The 15,958-nt window shown below is 73.1% G+C and carries 15 protein-coding genes; 9 read left to right on the forward strand and 6 right to left on the reverse strand.

Features of this window, described 5'->3' with window-relative positions:
* Positions 1 to 128 precede the first annotated feature (128 nt).
* Both PYR91_RS30155 and dnaE read left to right on the forward strand, forming a co-directional pair.
* Complete coding sequence (locus PYR91_RS30155) at positions 129 to 395, forward strand: DUF6504 family protein (protein ID WP_279785288.1); 267 nt, start codon at positions 129 to 131, stop codon at positions 393 to 395.
* On the forward strand, positions 395 to 4,072 hold the full coding sequence (dnaE, locus tag PYR91_RS30160; protein ID WP_279785434.1) for a DNA polymerase III subunit alpha: 3,678 nt from the start codon (positions 395 to 397) through the stop codon (positions 4,070 to 4,072). Before PYR91_RS30155 ends, dnaE begins: the two co-directional genes overlap by 1 nt.
* Before the next feature lie 237 nt (positions 4,073 to 4,309).
* Here dnaE and PYR91_RS30165 read toward each other — a convergent pair whose 3' ends face one another.
* The 6 genes from PYR91_RS30165 to PYR91_RS30190 all read right to left on the reverse strand — a co-directional run bounded on the left by PYR91_RS30165 (position 4,310) and on the right by PYR91_RS30190 (position 9,879).
* Positions 4,310 to 4,984 (reverse strand): hypothetical protein, encoded by a 675-nt coding sequence (locus PYR91_RS30165; RefSeq protein ID WP_279785290.1) that lies wholly within the window; start codon positions 4,982 to 4,984, stop codon positions 4,310 to 4,312.
* Between the two features lie 203 nt (positions 4,985 to 5,187).
* On the reverse strand, positions 5,188 to 5,832 hold the full coding sequence (locus PYR91_RS30170) for a response regulator transcription factor (protein WP_279785292.1): 645 nt from the start codon (positions 5,830 to 5,832) through the stop codon (positions 5,188 to 5,190).
* A 21-nt stretch (positions 5,833 to 5,853) separates the two neighbouring features.
* Positions 5,854 to 6,498, reverse strand: coding sequence for an ATP-binding protein (locus tag PYR91_RS30175; protein WP_279785294.1), 645 nt, complete (start codon positions 6,496 to 6,498; stop codon positions 5,854 to 5,856).
* 654 nt (positions 6,499 to 7,152) lie between these two features.
* Positions 7,153 to 7,950, reverse strand: coding sequence for a class I SAM-dependent methyltransferase (locus tag PYR91_RS30180; protein ID WP_279785295.1), 798 nt, complete (start codon positions 7,948 to 7,950; stop codon positions 7,153 to 7,155).
* 137 nt (positions 7,951 to 8,087) lie between these two features.
* On the reverse strand, positions 8,088 to 9,107 hold the full coding sequence (locus PYR91_RS30185) for an LLM class F420-dependent oxidoreductase (RefSeq protein WP_279785297.1): 1,020 nt from the start codon (positions 9,105 to 9,107) through the stop codon (positions 8,088 to 8,090).
* Positions 9,108 to 9,189: 82 nt separating this feature from the next.
* The gene (locus tag PYR91_RS30190) at positions 9,190 to 9,879 is read right to left on the reverse strand and encodes an FCD domain-containing protein (protein ID WP_279785299.1); all 690 of its coding nucleotides are present in this window, start codon (positions 9,877 to 9,879) and stop codon (positions 9,190 to 9,192) included.
* Between the two features lie 110 nt (positions 9,880 to 9,989).
* Between PYR91_RS30190 and PYR91_RS30195 the strand changes: the two genes are divergently transcribed.
* From PYR91_RS30195 to PYR91_RS30225, 7 genes are all read left to right on the forward strand, one after another.
* Entirely contained in the window at positions 9,990 to 10,766 is a 777-nt protein-coding gene (locus PYR91_RS30195) for a (Fe-S)-binding protein (protein ID WP_279785300.1), read from the forward strand.
* 28 nt (positions 10,767 to 10,794) lie between these two features.
* Positions 10,795 to 12,204, forward strand: coding sequence for a lactate utilization protein B (locus tag PYR91_RS30200; protein WP_279785302.1), 1,410 nt, complete (start codon positions 10,795 to 10,797; stop codon positions 12,202 to 12,204).
* Positions 12,201 to 12,836, forward strand: a complete 636-nt coding sequence (locus tag PYR91_RS30205) for an LUD domain-containing protein (RefSeq protein ID WP_279785304.1) — start codon at positions 12,201 to 12,203, stop codon at positions 12,834 to 12,836. Before PYR91_RS30200 ends, PYR91_RS30205 begins: the two co-directional genes overlap by 4 nt.
* 144 nt (positions 12,837 to 12,980) lie before the next feature.
* Positions 12,981 to 13,421, forward strand: a complete 441-nt coding sequence (locus PYR91_RS30210; RefSeq protein WP_279785306.1) for a hypothetical protein — start codon at positions 12,981 to 12,983, stop codon at positions 13,419 to 13,421.
* Entirely contained in the window at positions 13,418 to 13,735 is a 318-nt protein-coding gene (locus PYR91_RS30215) for a transcriptional regulator (protein ID WP_279785308.1), read from the forward strand. Before PYR91_RS30210 ends, PYR91_RS30215 begins: the two co-directional genes overlap by 4 nt.
* Complete coding sequence (locus PYR91_RS30220) at positions 13,728 to 14,636, forward strand: ATP-binding cassette domain-containing protein (RefSeq protein WP_279785310.1); 909 nt, start codon at positions 13,728 to 13,730, stop codon at positions 14,634 to 14,636. The genes PYR91_RS30215 and PYR91_RS30220 overlap by 8 nt, the downstream gene beginning before the upstream one ends.
* The gene (locus PYR91_RS30225; RefSeq protein ID WP_279785313.1) at positions 14,633 to 15,805 is read left to right on the forward strand and encodes an ABC transporter permease; all 1,173 of its coding nucleotides are present in this window, start codon (positions 14,633 to 14,635) and stop codon (positions 15,803 to 15,805) included. The genes PYR91_RS30220 and PYR91_RS30225 overlap by 4 nt, the downstream gene beginning before the upstream one ends.
* Positions 15,806 to 15,958: the final 153 nt, after the last annotated feature.

Raw genomic sequence — 15,958 nt, forward strand, 5'->3', positions numbered from 1 at the left:
ACCGTCCGGCGTGTCCCCGGGAGTCAGATTTGCCCTCCCGTCGCTGGGAACGTATGTTCGAAGCAGTACCACCCGTCCTTCCCCCCGGGTGCTCCACATTCCAAAAGCCCCAGGGAGAAGAAGCGCCTGTGAGCAGAATCTACGGCGATCCCATCGAGGTGTGGACGCGGGACGCCGAGCCCGCCCGCTTCGTCTGGCGTGACCGGCTCTACGTCGTCCGGCGGATCCTCGACCACTGGGTGACCTCCCGCGAATGGTGGAAGATCTCCGAGAACGACCCCGGCGAGCGGCGGTTCTGGCGCGTCGAGGCGGGCGCCGGCAAGGAGATCGGCACCTACGAGCTGCGGTTCGACACCGCGAGCGGCGGCTGGCTCATGCTCCGGGCGTGGGACTGATGTTCCCCCACCTGCACGTCGCCTCCGCCTACTCGCTGCGGTACGGCTCGGCGTTCCCCCGCGACCTGGTGGGCCGCGCGGCCGGGCACGGCATGGACGTCCTCGCGCTCACCGACCGCGACGGGCTGTACGGCGCGGTGAAGCACGTCCAGGCCTGCGCCGACGCCGGCATCGCCCCCGTCGTCGGCGTCGACCTGGCCCTCGGCCCCCCGGCCGGGCCCGCGCCCCGCGGCGGCCCGGCCCCCTCCGGCGACGACCGCGTCACCGTGCTGGCGCGGTCCGGCGGGTGGGCGCGCCTGTGCCGCCTCACCACCGCCGCGCACCACGCGGGGGAGCGGGGCGAGCCCCGGGTGACCCGCTCCATGATCGCCCCGCACGCCGACGGGCTGGTGGTCCTGCTGGGGCCGAGGTCCGACGTCGGGCGCGCGATGGCCGTGCGCCAGGACGAGCGGGCCCGTGCCCTGCTCGCCGCGTGGCGGGCGGAGGTCCCCGGCGTCGTGGTGGAGGTCGTCGACCAGTACGGCTACCGCGACGCGGCCCTCGCCACGCGCATGCTGGCCCTGGCCGGCTCGCTCGGCGTGCCGGCCGTGCTCACCAACGCCGTGCGGCACCTCGACCCCGGCGACTACCGGGTCGGCAACGTGCTGGACGCCGCGCGCAAGCTCGTCCCCCTGCACCCCCGGCACCTGGAGCAGGCCGCCTCGCACGCCTACCTCAAGAGCGGCGCCGAGATGGAGCTGATGGCCGCGCGCGTCTGCGGGGGCGACCGCGACCGGGCACGCGGGCTGCTCGCGGCCACCCGGAAGGTCGCCGAGCGATGCGTGCTCGACCCGCTGGAGGTCCTCGCGCTGCGCAGCGGCGACCCCGGACGGCTCAACCTGCCCGAGCCCGGCGAGGACCCCGTCCCCCTGCTGCGCCGGCGGTGCGAGGACGGGCTGCCCGCACGCGGCCTGGAACGATCCACCGAGGCCCGTGACCGGCTGGCCGCCGAGCTCCAGATCATCGAGCGCAAGCAGCTGTCCGGCTACTTCACCACCGTGGCCGACATCACCGACATGATCCGCGAGATGGGCGTCCGCTGCGCGATCAGGGGCTCGGGGGCGGGCAGCCTCGTCAACTACCTCATCGGCATCGGCGAGGTGAACCCGCTCGACCACGGCCTGCTCATGGAGCGCTTCCTGTCGGAAGGACGCAAAGGGCTGCCCGACATCGACGTCGACGTGGAGTCGGCGCGGCGGCTCGACTGCTACCGGGCGATCCTCGGCCGGTACGGCGAGAGCCGGGTGGCGTGCGTGTCGATGATGGAGACCTACCGGGCGCGCAGCGCGATCCGCGACGTCGGCGCGGCCATGGGGCTGCCGCCGCACGAGGTCGACGCCATCGCCAAGGCGTTCCCGCACATCAGGGCCAGGCAGATCCGCACGGCCCTGTCCGACCTGCCGGAGCTGCGGTCCAGCGGCCTGAACGACCGCGCCCTGCAGACGGTGTTCCTGCTGGCCGAGAAGCTCGACGGGCTGCCCAGGCACATCGCCCTGCACCCCTGCGGCGTGCTCGTCGGCAACGCCGGCCTGCGCGACGTCACCCCGGTCGAGCGCAGCCTGCTCGACTTCCCGATGAGCCAGTTCGACAAGGAGGACGTGGAGGAGGCCGGGCTGCTGAAGCTTGACGTCCTCGGCGTGCGCATGCAGTCGGCGATCGCGTACGCCCTGGACGAGATCCGGCGGGTGGACGGCGTGGACGTCGACGTCGACCGGGGCGTGCCCCGGGACGACGCGCCCACCTACGACATGATCTGCACCGGCCGCACGCTCGGCTGCTTCCAGATCGAGTCGCCCGGCCAGCGGGAGCTGGTGGCCAAGCTGGAGCCGCGCACGATCCACGACCTGATCGTCGACATCTCGCTGTTCCGGCCGGGCCCGGTCAACTCCGACATGGTCACCCCGTATCTGGAGTCGCGCCACGGCTGGCGCGAGGCGACCTACCCGCACCCGTCGCTGCGCGGCCCGCTGGCCGAGACCCACGGCGTCGTCGTCTTCCACGAGCAGGTGCTGCGGGTCGTCGACACGATGACCGGCTGCGGCCTGTCCCGGGCCGAGCAGATCCGCCGCGACCTCGGCACCCCCGAGGGCCGCGCGAGGGTCCAGGTGTGGTGGGAGAACGAGGTGCTGCCCGAGTTCGACCGCGAGACCACCGACCACGCGTGGAAGGTGCTCGACGCGTTCGGCTCGTTCGGCTTCTGCAAGGCGCACGCCGCCGCGTTCGCCCTGCCCACCTACCAGTCGGCCTGGCTGAAACGCCACCACACCGCCGCCTTCTTCGCCGGCGTCCTCACCCACGACCCCGGCATGTACCCCGCCCGGGTGATCCTCGACGACGCCCGCCGCTGCGGCGTCACCGTCCTCCCCCTGGACGTCAACCACTCGGGCGCCACCTGGCAGGTGGAACCTCTACCGCCCCCCGCCCCCCGGGATGCGCCCGGCGCCGTGGGGGGCTTGCCGCGGATGACGGCCCTCCCGGCGAACGCCGGCACTCGGGGCGTGTCGGGTGCCGTGGAGAACCCGCCGCAGTCGGGGGCCGCACCCGCGAACCCCGGCACTCCGCAGGTGCCGGCCGGCGGGGGCGACCAGGGCGGCATCGACGACCTCATCGACCGCATGGGCGCGGGGTACGGCCTGCGGGTGCCGTTCTCGTCGGTCAAGGGGATCAGCGAGGCCGAGGTGGCGCGCATGGTGGCGGGCCGGCCGTACACCTCGCTGGCCGACTTCTGGGAGCGGGCGCGGCCGTCCCGCCCGGTGGCCGAGCGCATCGTGCAGGTCGGCGGCCTCGACGCGCTGTACGGGCTGCGCCCGGGCGGCCCGCGCTGGCGCCCCGGCGAGTTGACCAGGCGCGACCTGATCGCCCAGATCGGCGCCCTCGACCGCGCCTCCTCGCCGTCCGTGCAGATCCCGATGGGGTTCAGCGAGCGCATCGAGCCCGGCGAGCTGCCCGAGATGACCGAGGCCGAGGCCGTCCAGGCGGAGCTGGAGATCCTCGGCATGGACGTCAGCCACCACGTGATCGCCTTCCACGGCGAGCTGCTCGACGCGATCGGCGTCGTCCGCGCGAACGAGCTGCTGACGATGCGCAACGGCGCGGAGATCCTGGTCGCCGGGGTGAAGGTCGCCACCCAGACCCCGGCGGTGCGCTCGGGCCAGCGTGTCGTCTTCGCCACCCTGGACGACTCGACCGGCCCCATCGACCTGACCTTCTTCGAGTCGGTGCAGGGCCGCTGCGCCGCCACGGTCTTCGGCTCGTGGCTGATGGTCGCCAAGGGGGTGGTCCGCAGGGTCGGCGCCCGCGCGGTCTCCCTGCGCGCCCTCGACTGCTGGAACCTCGTCGAGCTGGACGAGGCCTGGCGCACCGGCGGCCTGGCTCAGGTGCGAGCCATGCTCGGCGACCCCCGGCAGGACGCCGGAGCCGTCGGCGGCCGCCGCATCCGCTACGGCAACGGCTACACCATCTCCCCCTACGCCGACCTGGGCGGAGCCCCCGGCATGCACCAGCCCCCGAGCAAACTCTGGCACTCCAGCCCCGGCAGCTCCGGCCCCCTGGACCCCCCACGCCCCCGCCCGACCATGGACCTGACCACCCCTCGCGACCCCCGCCCCCGCCCCGCCCGCGACCCACGCCGCACCTGACGGCGCCGCACTACACTCGCCCGTCCCGCTCGCGCCCCCGCCCCGCCGCGTCGGAGGCTGCCGCGCGCCCGCCCTGCCCAGGTCGTGTGGGCCGGGAGCCGGCCCCCTGCCCACCGCGCGCCCCTGTGCTGCCCCGGGGTGTCTGTCTCGGCGCCGGCACGGTGGGACGTGGTGCGGTGAGGCCGGCGCCGTTTGCGGCGCGTAACCGGTCGGGCGTCCGCTCGTGGTGCCGGGCGGTCACTCCCCGGTGGGGTAGGTGTGCCGGGGCAGGGAGCGCAGGGCGGGGAGCAGCTTCAGGCGCGGGGCTATGGGGGAGGGGCGGGCGCTGAGGCGGGCGGAGGTCACCGCGCGCACGGTGGCGGCGCACAAGAGGGCGGCGAGGACGGCCACGAGTAGTTCGGTGACGCCGAGCCCGGTCAGGGCCGTGCCGCCGTGGGACTTGGTGACGGGCATCACCAGGACGAGGAACACCGTGGCCAGCCAGCACGCCCACCAGGCGGCGACCAGCGCGAGCCAGGGCCTGCGGCCGCCGTCCCGAAGGCCGGCGTCCTGCCGCAGGGCGTGCACGAGCAGCGCCGGGGCCGCCAGGTTGAGCACCGGGACGAACCACGCGATGGCGATCATGCGCGAGGTCGCCCCCGCGTGGCGCAGCCAGGAGAAGTAGGAGAACCCGGCGGCGATCGTGGTGGCCACCACCAGCAGGAGCAGCACGGCGAACCACGTGACGTCCCCCACGACCGCCTCCGCGCCGGGCGCCTTGGGGTCGTCGCCCAGCAACGAGACCTGCCGCGCGAGCTGCCTGCCCCGCACCAGCTCGAAGGCCACCAGGCAGGCCAGCGTCGCGATCTGGGCGGCGAGCGCCAGGTAGACGCCGACCGCCGACCTGCCGACCGCGGACCGGGTGTAGCGCATGTGATCCTCCCTCGGCATGCGCTGAAGTCCGTCTATCGCAGGTGACGTAGCGCGACGCCTGACTCACTCCTATCCAGTCGGCCTCTCCGCTAATCGGGCGAGGCGCCGGAGAAGATCCAGGATGTTCACACGACGGCCGAAATTCTTCACAAGATCCAGGACCGGCCCGTCCGGCGTGACCGGTCTCGTCAAGGATTCGCAGTTCAGGTGACTATGCCGCACTCCCACGCCCAGGCGGCGACCTCGACGCGGTTGCGCGCCCCGAGTTTCATCTGGACGCTGGCGAGGTGCGTCTTCACCGTGGACAGCGACACGAAGAGCTCCGCGGCGACCTCCTGGTTGGTGCGCCCCCGCGCGACCAGGCGCACGACGTCCAGCTCGCGCTCGGTGAGCTGCTCGCGTGGCGGCCTGCCGCCCGCCGCCACGGGCCGGGCCAGGTGCGCCAGCAGCCGGACCGTGATCGACGGCGAGACCAGCGCGTCCCCGTTGGCGGCGGCCCTGACGGCCTCGATCAGCAGCGTGGGCCCGCTGTCCTTGAGCAGGAACCCGCAGGCGCCCGCCCGCAGGGCCCCGTAGACGTACTCGTCCAGGTCGAACGTCGTGACGATCACCACGCGCATGGGGGAGGGCACGCCCGGCCCCGCCAGCATGCGGGTGGCCTCCAGCCCGTCCAGCCGGGGCATCCGGATGTCGAGCAGGCACACGTCGGGCCGCAGCCGCCGCGCCTCCTCGACCGCCGTTGCCCCGTCACCCACCGTGGCCACCACCTCGATGTCCGGCTGCGCGTCGAGGATCATCTGAAACCCGGTGCGCACCAAAGCCTGGTCATCCGCGACGAGTACCCTCACCGCCCCGATTCTGCCAGCAGATCACAAAACGCCCGACCCATCCGTACTCGCGGTGCCCGTGCGGCCGCCGGTTCGCGCGGGCCGCGGGTCGTGCTCGCCGGAGAGGTAGGCCCACACGCTGTGGCCCGTCGTGGGCGTGCCCTGGTGGCCGGTGCGGTCGGCGAGGGCGGTGACGATGGCCAGTCCGCGACCGCTCTCCTCGCATGAGTCTCGCCGGTCGGGGACGGTGGACAGGGGGGTGCCGCCCCCGCCCAGGTCGTAGACGGTGATCAGGACGTTGACGGCCGTCGCGGGGGTGGTGAGCGGCTCGTGGCGGGCGGAGGTGAGCGTGATCTCGACGGTGAAGCGGCCGTCGGGCGGCCCGCTGCGGGTGTGGCGGATGGCGTTGCCGGCCAGCTCGCCCACGATCAGCTCGGCGTCGTCGGCGAAGAGGGTGCTGCCGAGCAGGAAGCGGACGAACCGCCTGGCCTCCGAAGCCTGATCGGCCCGCCCGGGGAAGGCGCGGCGCCAGATGAGGACCTCGGGCCCCAGCCGGACGGACTCGTTGATCGGCGCCGACCGCGACGGGTGGTCCTCGCCGAGCGGGCCGGGGAGCGTGATCGGATCGGCCGTCACACGGGCCTCCTCTTGAGCCGGGCCGGGGTGGGTGGTGGGGTCGGCCGTCACACGGGCCTCCTCGTCGCGGGGTCGAAGAGCAGGTACACAACCCAGAACCCTGGACGGTGCCGCGTGATACGCCGATCCGGCTTCGGCCGTCCGGACCGCTGCCCAGCAAACAGCCGGTGACCTGCCGGAACGGAGATCTGCACGTGATCTCCGGCGGGCACGGCCACGCTCCGCGAGTCACGCCTGTACGACTTCGAGCACGGGCCGCAACGCGGCCAGCGCCCCACGGCCCGCACGGTCGCCCTCTTCGCGCAGGTCTACCGAACGTCCGGGGGTCTGGCGCTCGGTGGCGCGCCCGCCTTGATGCTGCTGCGGCATCTCTCCCCGCCGGAGAAGGACCGGCTGATGACGGCCGTCCGCGCCGCGAACCGCGTGGACGCCGGAACCGTCGAGGTGATCGAGAAGCTGACGCCCGGTGCCGCCGCCTGGACGACGACCTCGGCCCAGGGGCCGTCCTGCCCGCCTGTTGTATGTATAGCAGGTAGGGATTACAGTGAATGTGGCAGGACGGACTACGGCGGGCGAGCGGGGCGCGCTCAACGAGGATGGCTCGCCGCATCCGATGGGCATCGGCGCGGGAAGGCGCATCTGGGCTGGGACGCCTTCCCCCGCCGGTGACCCCATCTCCTCAGCGCCGTCGGCGTCGGCGTTCCGTCAGGTGATTCGGTGGGCGACACGCAGCTCGAACATGTAGCGCTTGGTGATCGTGCCGCCGTACCGGCCGTCGATCAGCGCCGCGATGCAGTTCAGCAGGGACGTGCGGGCGCCGCTCTCCAGCGCCCGGTGGCCGGAGTAGGTGCGCAGCACGTCCAGGTAGCTGTCGGTCGAGTACTCGACGTCCAGCTCGTAGCGGCGGAAAGCGGCCGGGCTGAACCGCCCCGACTCGTCCACCTCGGCGCTGTCGGTGGGGATGTCGGCCGCCGGCGTCAGGCGCAGCCCCGGCGGCGTCTCGGGGTCGAACCGCTCGTAGCAGTCCTGGGCCTCGTGGAAGAAGTCCACGGTGCCGCCGGCGACATGGTGCGTGGCCACCGTGGCGAGCGCTCCCCCGGCACGCAGCGCGTCCGCCGCCTTCGCCACCCGCACGGCCGGGTCCACCCAGGCGAACGCCGTCGCCGACACCACGGCGTCGAACGGCTCGCTGGGCAGCTCCCATTCCTCGAACGTGGAGTTCACCACGCTGACCAGCGGAAACCGTGCCAGATTCCGGCGAGCCACCGAAGCCATGGACGCACCCAGCTCCACCGCGACGACCCGGAACCCCCGCTCCGCCAACGACACCGTGGCCTGCCCCGTCCCACACCCGATCTCCAGCACCCGCGCCCCAGCGCCGATCCCCGCCAGCTCGGCCAAGCCGTCGAACAGCTCGCCCACATACCGGGGCCGAGCCCGGTCATACAGCTCCGCGTCCTCGTCGAACGTCCTGCGCAACCTCTCGCGATCGCCTGTCGTCATGGGGGAAGGCTATTGACGCGGCACCTGTTCCCGGGCGGTCAAGGCGGGTACCCGCGAGACTTCGAGTGGTGGGCGGGGTGAGGGTCGCCCTTGGGAAGGCTGCGCCGAAGGCACCATGTCGAGGGTCGGGGGAGAACTCAGCCCAGGACCAGGTCGCGGATCAGGCGGAGGGTGGGTTCGTCGTCGGCGCCCATGACCAGCAGGGTGGTCACCGGGCTTTCGCGCCAGAGGGTGAGGCGTTCGCGGATGCGGGCGGGGGGGCCGATCAGGGAGATGCCGTCGGCCAGGTCGTCGGGGATGGCGCGCAGGGCCTCGTCCTTGCGGCCGGCGAGGAAGAGTTCCTGGATCTTCTCGGTGGTGTCGGCGTAGCCCATCCTGGCGACGATGTCGGCGTGGAAGTTGCGGTCCTTGGCGCCCATGCCGCCGATGTACAGGGCGAGCGTCGCCTTGGCGATGTCGAGGGCGCCCTGGACGTCGTCGGTGACGGTGACGCGCACCATCGCGGCGATGTCGAAGTCCGGCGGCGCGGCGGCCAGCGACTCGCCGTACATGCCGCCGATCTTGTCGGGCATCACGAACAGCGGCAGCCAGCCGTCGGTGATCTCGGCGGCGAGCGCCACGTTCTTCGGGCCCTCGGCCCCCAGGTAGAGCGGGATGTCCGGCCGCAGCGGATGGGTGATCGACTTGAGCGGCTTGCCCAGGCCGGTGCCGCCCGGGTAGGGGAGCGGGTAGTGCGGGCCGTCGGAGGTGACCGGCTCCTCGCGGCGCCACACCTTGCGCATGATGTCGACGTACTCGCGGGTGCGGGCCAGCGGGCGGGGGAACGGGACGCCGTACCAGCCCTCGACGACCTGCGGCCCGGAGGCGCCGATGCCGAGCATCAGGCGACCGCCCGTCAGGTGGTCGAGCGTCATGGCGGTCATGGCGGTGGTCACCGGGCTGCGGGCCGACATCTGCGCGACGCTGGTGCCCAGCTTGATCCGGCTGGTCCGCGCCCCGTACCAGGCGAGCGGGGTGAAGGCGTCCGACCCGTACGCCTCCGCCGTCCACACCGAGTCGTATCCGAGCCGCTCGGCCGCCTGGACGAGCTCGGTCGCGTCGTGCGGGCCGCGCTGCCAGTAGCCGACGTTCAGTCCGAGCCTCAGGTCGCCGCTCATGCCGTCCAGACCTCCGCGTCGTACGGTTCGCCCAGTGATTAGAACACGTTCTAGGTTCGCGGTCGAGGGGAGGCCGCGGGCGTCAGAAGAGCTCGGGGTAGGCGTGCGCCAGGTGGACGGTGACGGCTTCGGCGGCGCCGGCCGCGTCGCCCGAGGTGATGGCGTGGTGGATGCGGCGGTGGTCCTCGCGCAGCACGCCGGTGTCGCCGAGCCGCTCGACGGCCTCGATCGCGTACCTGCGCATCGCGCCGCGCAGCGCGCGCATCACCGCCGCCGACAACCGGTTGCCGGACGCCTCGGCTATGGCCACGTGGAAGTCGATGTCGTGCTCGACGAACTCCTCGGCGGTGGCCGCCGTCTCCATGGCGCGAAGCGCCTCGGCCAGCGGCCCGGCGGAGGCGCCGGGGCCGTGGCGGGCGGCGTGCTCGGCCGACCAGCGCTCGATCATCAGGCGGGTCTCGACGACCTCGCGCGGCGACAGGCTGGACAGGCTCAGGCTGAGGCGCAGCAGGTCGGTCAGCGCGCCGTCGGGGCGCGAGGTGAGCACGGCGCCGGCGTCGGGCCCGCGCCCCGCCTGCGAGGACACCACTCCCAGCGTCTCCAGCACGCGCAGCGCCTCGCGCACCGACGACCGGCTCACCCGGAGCTGCTCGGCGAGCTGGCGCTCGCCGGGCAGCCGGTCGCCCACCCGCAGGCCGTCGTCGGCGATGCGCCGCTCGACCTGGATGAGCACCTCCTCGAACGCCCGCGGGCGCCGATCCCTGTCCGCCACGTGATCCTCCGCCGTCCTGGAGTATGGTCTGACCATACTGGGCCGCACGCCGCGCCCGGGAGTGATCCGGCCCGGCGGCCCGGCCCGGAGGAGTCGAGAGAAGGGGTGCGATGCGGGTCGCCCTGTTCATCACCTGCGTGAACGACACGCTGTTTCCCGGCACGGGAAAGGCGGTCGTGACGCTGCTGCGCCGCCTCGGCTGCGAGGTGGAGTTCCCCCCGGCCCAGACCTGCTGCGGCCAGATGCACGTCAACACCGGCTACCGCGACGAGGGGGTCCGCCTCGCGCGGAGCTTCCTGGACACCTTCGCGGCGTACGACGCCGTGGTCGTCCCGTCCGGCTCGTGCGCCTCCATGGTGCGCGAGCAGTACCCGAAGCTGGCGGCCGGCATGGGGGCGACGCGGCCCGAGGCCTTCGCCGCCGCGCACGGCGGCCGCTCGCCCTTCGCCCGCGCGGTCGCCGAGGTCACCCCGAAGGTGTACGACCTGTCGGAGTTCCTCGTCGACGTGCTCGGCGTCACCGACGTCGGCGCCTACTTCCCGCACCGCGTCACCTACCACCCGACCTGCCACTCGCTGCGCGGCCTGAAGGTGGGCGACCGCCCGCTCCGGCTCCTGTCGAACGTGCGCGGCCTGGAACTCGTCCCGCTGCCGGGCGCCGAGGAGTGCTGCGGCTTCGGCGGCACGTTCGCCGTCAAGAACGCGGCGGTCTCCTCGGCGATGTGCGCCGACAAGGTCGGGCACGTCGTCGCCACCGGCGCCGAGGTGCTCTGCGCGACCGACAACTCGTGCCTGATGCACGTGGGCGGCGCCCTCGGCCGGCAGCGCGCCGGCGTCCGCGTCATGCACCTGGCCGAGATCCTCGCCGCCACGGAGGCCGGACGATGAGCCCCGCGCGACCGGAAGGCCAGGCACGATGAGCGGCACGTTCCTCGGCATGCCCGCGTTCCCGCGCAACGCCGAGAAGGCGCTGGCGGACTCCCAGCTCAGGTTCAACCTGCGCAAGGCGACGCACACCATCCGAGGCAGGCGCGCCTCCGTGGTGGAGGAGCTGCCCGACTGGCAGGGCCTGCGCGCCGCCGGCAAGGCGATCAAGGACGACACGCTGCGCAACCTGGAACGGCACCTGCTCCAGGCCGAGCGCATGGTCACCGAGGCGGGCGGCCACGTCCACTGGGCCGCCGACGCGGAAGAGGCCAACCGCATCGTCGCCGACCTGGTCAGGGCCACCGGGCAGACCGAGGTCGTCAAGGTCAAGTCGATGGCCACCCAGGAGATCGGCCTCAACGAGGCCCTGGCCGCCGAGGGCGTCACCGCCTACGAGACCGACCTCGCCGAGCTGATCGTGCAGCTCGGCGACGACTGGCCGTCGCACATCCTGGTGCCGGCGATCCACCGCAACCGCTCGGAGATCCGCGAGATCTTCCTCGACCACATGGGCGAGTGGGGCCGTCCCGCCCCCGCGAACCTCACCGACGAGCCGAAGACCCTCGCCGAGGCCGCGCGGCTGCACCTGCGCGAGCGCTTCCTGTCCACCAAGGTGGGCGTCTCCGGGGCCAACTTCCTGATCGCCGAGACCGGCACGCTGGTGGTGCTGGAGTCCGAGGGCAACGGCCGCATGTGCCTCACGCTGCCCGAGACGCTGATCAGCGTGGTGGGCATCGAGAAGATCCTGCCCACCTGGCGCGACCTGGAGGTCTTCCTGCAGCTCCTGCCCAGGAGCTCCACCGGCGAGCGGATGAACCCCTACACCTCCATGTGGACCGGCGCCGCCGAGGGGCAGGAGTTCCACCTCGTGCTGCTGGACAACGGCCGCACCGACGTGCTGGCCGACGAGGTCGGGCGCCAGGCGCTGCGCTGCATCCGCTGCTCGGCCTGCCTCAACGTGTGCCCGGTCTACGAGCGCGTCGGCGGGCACGCGTACGGCTCGGTCTACCCGGGGCCGATCGGGGCCATCCTCACCCCGCAGCTGCGCGGCATGGGCTCGGAACTGGACGCCTCGCTGCCGTACGCCTCCAGCCTGTGCGGCGCCTGCTACGACGTGTGCCCGGTCGCCATCGACATCCCCGAGGTGCTCGTCCACCTGCGCGCGAAGGCCCCGCACCGCCCGGCGGAGCGGCTCGGGCTCAAGGCCGCCTCCTGGGTGCTCGACCGGCCGGCGCGGCTGCGGCGCGTCCAGCGGCTCGCCTCCAGGTTCCGGGGGCTGGTGCCGAAGAGGAGCCTGCCCGGGCCCGGCGCGGCCTGGACGCAGACCCGGGACGTCCCCTCGGTGCCCGAGGAGTCGTTCCGCGACTGGTGGGACCGCACCGAGGGAGGCGCCCGATGAGCTCGCGCGACGTGATCCTGGCCCGCGTCCGCGCGGCCGTGGCGGGCTCGGCGCCGGTGGGGGAGGCGGCCCGCGCGTACCGGGCCCCGGACGGCGGGGCGGCCGACCTGGAGCTGTTCGCCGAGCGGGTGCGCGACTACCGGGCGGTCGTCCACGTCGTCCCCGACGACGAGGTGCCGGCCGCCGTCGCCGCCGCGCTGGCGGCCCGCGGCGCGCGACGGGTGGTCGTCCCGGCCGGGCTGCCCGAGGAGTGGCTGGCCGCATTGCCCGGCCTCGAACGGCTGGTGGACGACCCGCCGCTCGCGGCCTCCGCCCTGGACGCGGCGGACGGCGTGCTGAGCGCCTGCGCGGCCGGCGTCGCCGAGACCGGGACGATCGTGCTGGACGCCGGCCCCGGGCAGGGCCGCAGGGCCCTGACCCTGCTGCCCGACTACCACCTGTGCGTGGTGCGCGCGGCGCAGGTCGTCGCCTCGGTGCCGGACGCCGTGGCCCGGCTCGACCCCGTACGCCCGCTCACCTGGATCAGCGGCCCGTCCGCGACCAGCGACATCGAGCTGAACCGCGTCGAGGGCGTGCACGGCCCCCGCACGCTCGAAGTGATCGTCGCCGAGCCGGGCACGCGCACGTCCTGACTTCCGGCCCCGGAGAACGCCGGCCGTCTCCTCCGGCGTGCCCGCACGCCCTCACGGGCGCTTCGTCATGGAATCACGGTCATGCACTTGAATGGGAGTTGAGTGCTTGATACATTTTCCACAACATGAAAGGTGGTCGAGCCCGTGAACACCGGTGGGGAACTGAGCGCGGAAGAGGCCTTGCAGGAGATCGGCCGCATGCGCCGGCACGTCGGGCGCTCCACGCGGTGGCTCGGGTGGCTCTACCTCACCTGGGGCCTGGCGGCCGTGGCCTACTGGACGGCGATGTACCTCGCCCCGCGCCCCTACCCCACGATCGCGGCGATCGGCTGGGTGGCGATGACCGTCCTCACCGTCGTCTACAGCTACCGGCAGGGCGTCTACGGCCCCGACCACACGCGCCTGACGAACGTCCTCACCGGCGCCTGGATCGTCACCATGCTGACCGCGATGGTCGTCGGCGCCGTCATGCCCGACGATCCGTCCGGCTGGTGGGTGGCCGTCGGCCTGGTCGCCGCCGTCGTGGCGGCCCTGCCGATGCTCTACGGCGCGTGGCGGGTGCGCCCGTGGAAGGCGGCCCGGTGACGGCCAACGGAGCCCACCCGCGCCACGACCTCGACCCGCTCATCCACACGCCGGTGCGGCTCTCGATCGTGGCGGCGCTGGCCGCCGCCGAGAAGGTCGAGTTCCGCTTCCTGCGCGACACCATCGAGGTCAGCGACTCCCTGCTGTCCAAGCACATGGTGACGCTGGAGGAGGCGGGCTACGTCAAGGTCGACAAGGCCTTCGTCAGCAAGAAGCCCGGCACCTGGCTGTCGCTCACCCCCGAGGGCCGCAGGGCCTTCACCGAATACGTCGCGGTACTGGAGAAGATCATGAAGGGATCCCCCCATGCTTGAGGTCGACCGGCTTGAAAAACGCTACGGCGACACCGTGGCGCTCGACGGCGTCAGCCTGTCCGTCGGCCCGGGCGAGATGTTCGGCTTCGTCGGCGCCAACGGCGCGGGCAAGACGACCACGATGCGCATCGTCATGGGCGTGCTCGCGGCCGACGGCGGCGAGGTGCGCTGGAAGGGCGAGCCCGCCGGCTTCGAGACCCGCCGCCGGTTCGGCTACATGCCCGAGGAGCGCGGCCTCTACGCCAAGATGCGGGTCCGCGAGCAGGTCGAGTACTTCGGCCGCATCGCCGGCGTGGACGCCGCCACGGCGCGCCGGTCGGCCGACACCCTCATCGAGCGGCTCGGGCTCGGCCCGCGCCGCGACGACCACGTCGACGGCCTATCGCTGGGCAACCAGCAGCGCGTCCAGCTCGCCGTGGCTTTGATCCACCAGCCCGAGGCGCTGGTGCTCGACGAGCCGTTCTCCGGTCTCGACCCGATCGCCGTGGACGCTCTCGCCGACGTGCTGGCCGAGCGCCGGGCGGCCGGGGTGCCCGTCGTGTTCTCCAGCCACCAGCTCGACCTGGTCGAGCGGCTGTGCGACTCGGTCGGCATCATCAAGGCGGGCCGCATGGTGGCGACCGGCACCGTCGCCGAGTTGCGCGCACGGGAGTCGCGCAAACTGCTGCGCATCGTCGTCGCGGGCGCCGAGCCCGGCTGGACCGACCGGCTGTCCGGCACGATCCTCACCAAGGCCGAGGCGCCGGCCGGCGACCGCGCGGGGGAGCGCGTCGACGACGTGGTCCTCGCCCCGGCCGACGACCAGCAGGCCCTGCACGTGGCCGTGGAGGCCGGCCGCGTCCAGCACTTCGCCTGGCAGGAGCCTTCGCTGGCCGAGATCTTCCGTGAGGTGGTCGCGTGAACGCCGTCCTGCTGGTCGCCCGCCGCGAGATCTCCGTCCGGGGGCGCACGAAGGGATACCGCTACGGCCTGCTGGTCACCGCCGTGCTGGTGGCCCTGCTGGCGTCGCTGCCCGCCCTCATGGGCTCCGGCTCCGAGCACACGATCGGGGTGGCGGGCGCCCAGGCCGACCGGCTGCGCGCGGCGCTGACGGCGCAGGACACCGCGGACGCCGACCTCACCATCCAGGTCAAGCCGTACGCCGACGAGGCGGCGGCCCGCGCCGCCGTGGCGAGCGACGAGGTCGACGCGGCCGTCGTCGACAACGCCACGGTGGTCTCCAAGAGCGTCGTCGGCACGGGGCTGTCGGCCATCCTCGACACCGTCCACCGCGCCGTCGCCGTCGAGGAGAACCTCCGTGCCGCCGGCCTCGACCCCGCGCGGGTCGGGCAGGCACAGCAGGTACGCCCTCTGACCGAGGTCACGCTCCACGGCAGCGGCGAGGACGCCACGATCCGCCGCGTGATCGCGATCACCATCGTCGTCATCCTGTTCATGCTGCTGATCCAGATCTGCACCTGGGTGGCCATGGGCGTGGTCGAGGAGAAGGGCAGCCGCATCGTCGAGATCCTGCTGACCGCCGTGCGGCCGTGGCAGCTCCTGGCGGGCAAGACGCTCGGCCTCGGCGTGCTGGGCCTGTCGCAGCTCCTGGTCATCGCCGGGGCGGGGCTCGCCGCGGCCCAGCTCACCGGTGCGGTGCCCCGGCTGCCCGACGGCACGTACGGCGTCGTGGCGGGCGCGGTGGGGTGGTTCCTGCTCGGCTACGCCTTCTACGCGGCCATGTTCGCCGCCATCGCTTCGCTGGTGTCCCGCCAGGAGGAGCTTAGCGGGGTGCTCACCCCGGCCACGATGCTGCTCATGGCGAGCTACCTGGTCGGTTTCGTCGCAGCCCAGGAGCCGGACGGCACGCTGACCCACGTGCTGTCGATCGTCCCGCCGTTCTCGGCGATGGTGATGCCGGTGCGGTCGGCGGTGACCGAGGTCCCGCTGTGGGAGTCCGCGCTCGCCGCCGGGGCGATGCTCGCGGCGGCCGCCGTCGTGCTGTTCATCGGCGGGCGTGTCTACCGCCGCGCGGTGATGCGCACGGGGGCCAAGGTGCGCCTGCGCGAGGCGTTCGGCATGGCGTCGTGAGCTGTCAGAAGTGAGGCACGAGCCCTGAGTGGCACGGCCCTTGGCGGCAAGGCGCGGGTCGCCTGTCCGCCAAGGGCCGGTCAAGTTGCGGACCACCCTCCAAGTGCGGTGAGCTGATATGTCCGCACGAGGGGGAAGAAGTTGTCGGCTTTC

Origin of the sequence: Sphaerisporangium sp. TRM90804 (assembly GCF_029846175.1) — a bacterium.
Classification (GTDB): domain Bacteria; phylum Actinomycetota; class Actinomycetes; order Streptosporangiales; family Streptosporangiaceae; genus Sphaerisporangium.

What these genes read in the sequence shown, in the direction of transcription:
- dnaE (WP_279785434.1), top strand. Translation starts at nt 395, where the DNA reads ATGTTCCCCCACCTGCACGTCGCCTCCGCCTACTCGCTGCGGTACGGC.
- PYR91_RS30165 (WP_279785290.1), bottom strand. Translation starts at nt 4,984, where the DNA reads ATGCGCTACACCCGGTCCGCGGTCGGCAGGTCGGCGGTCGGCGTCTAC.
- PYR91_RS30180 (WP_279785295.1), bottom strand. Translation starts at nt 7,950, where the DNA reads ATGACGACAGGCGATCGCGAGAGGTTGCGCAGGACGTTCGACGAGGAC.
- PYR91_RS30185 (WP_279785297.1), bottom strand. Translation starts at nt 9,107, where the DNA reads ATGAGCGGCGACCTGAGGCTCGGACTGAACGTCGGCTACTGGCAGCGC.
- PYR91_RS30195 (WP_279785300.1), top strand. Translation starts at nt 9,990, where the DNA reads ATGCGGGTCGCCCTGTTCATCACCTGCGTGAACGACACGCTGTTTCCC.
- PYR91_RS30200 (WP_279785302.1), top strand. Translation starts at nt 10,795, where the DNA reads ATGAGCGGCACGTTCCTCGGCATGCCCGCGTTCCCGCGCAACGCCGAG.
- PYR91_RS30205 (WP_279785304.1), top strand. Translation starts at nt 12,201, where the DNA reads ATGAGCTCGCGCGACGTGATCCTGGCCCGCGTCCGCGCGGCCGTGGCG.
- PYR91_RS30220 (WP_279785310.1), top strand. Translation starts at nt 13,728, where the DNA reads ATGCTTGAGGTCGACCGGCTTGAAAAACGCTACGGCGACACCGTGGCG.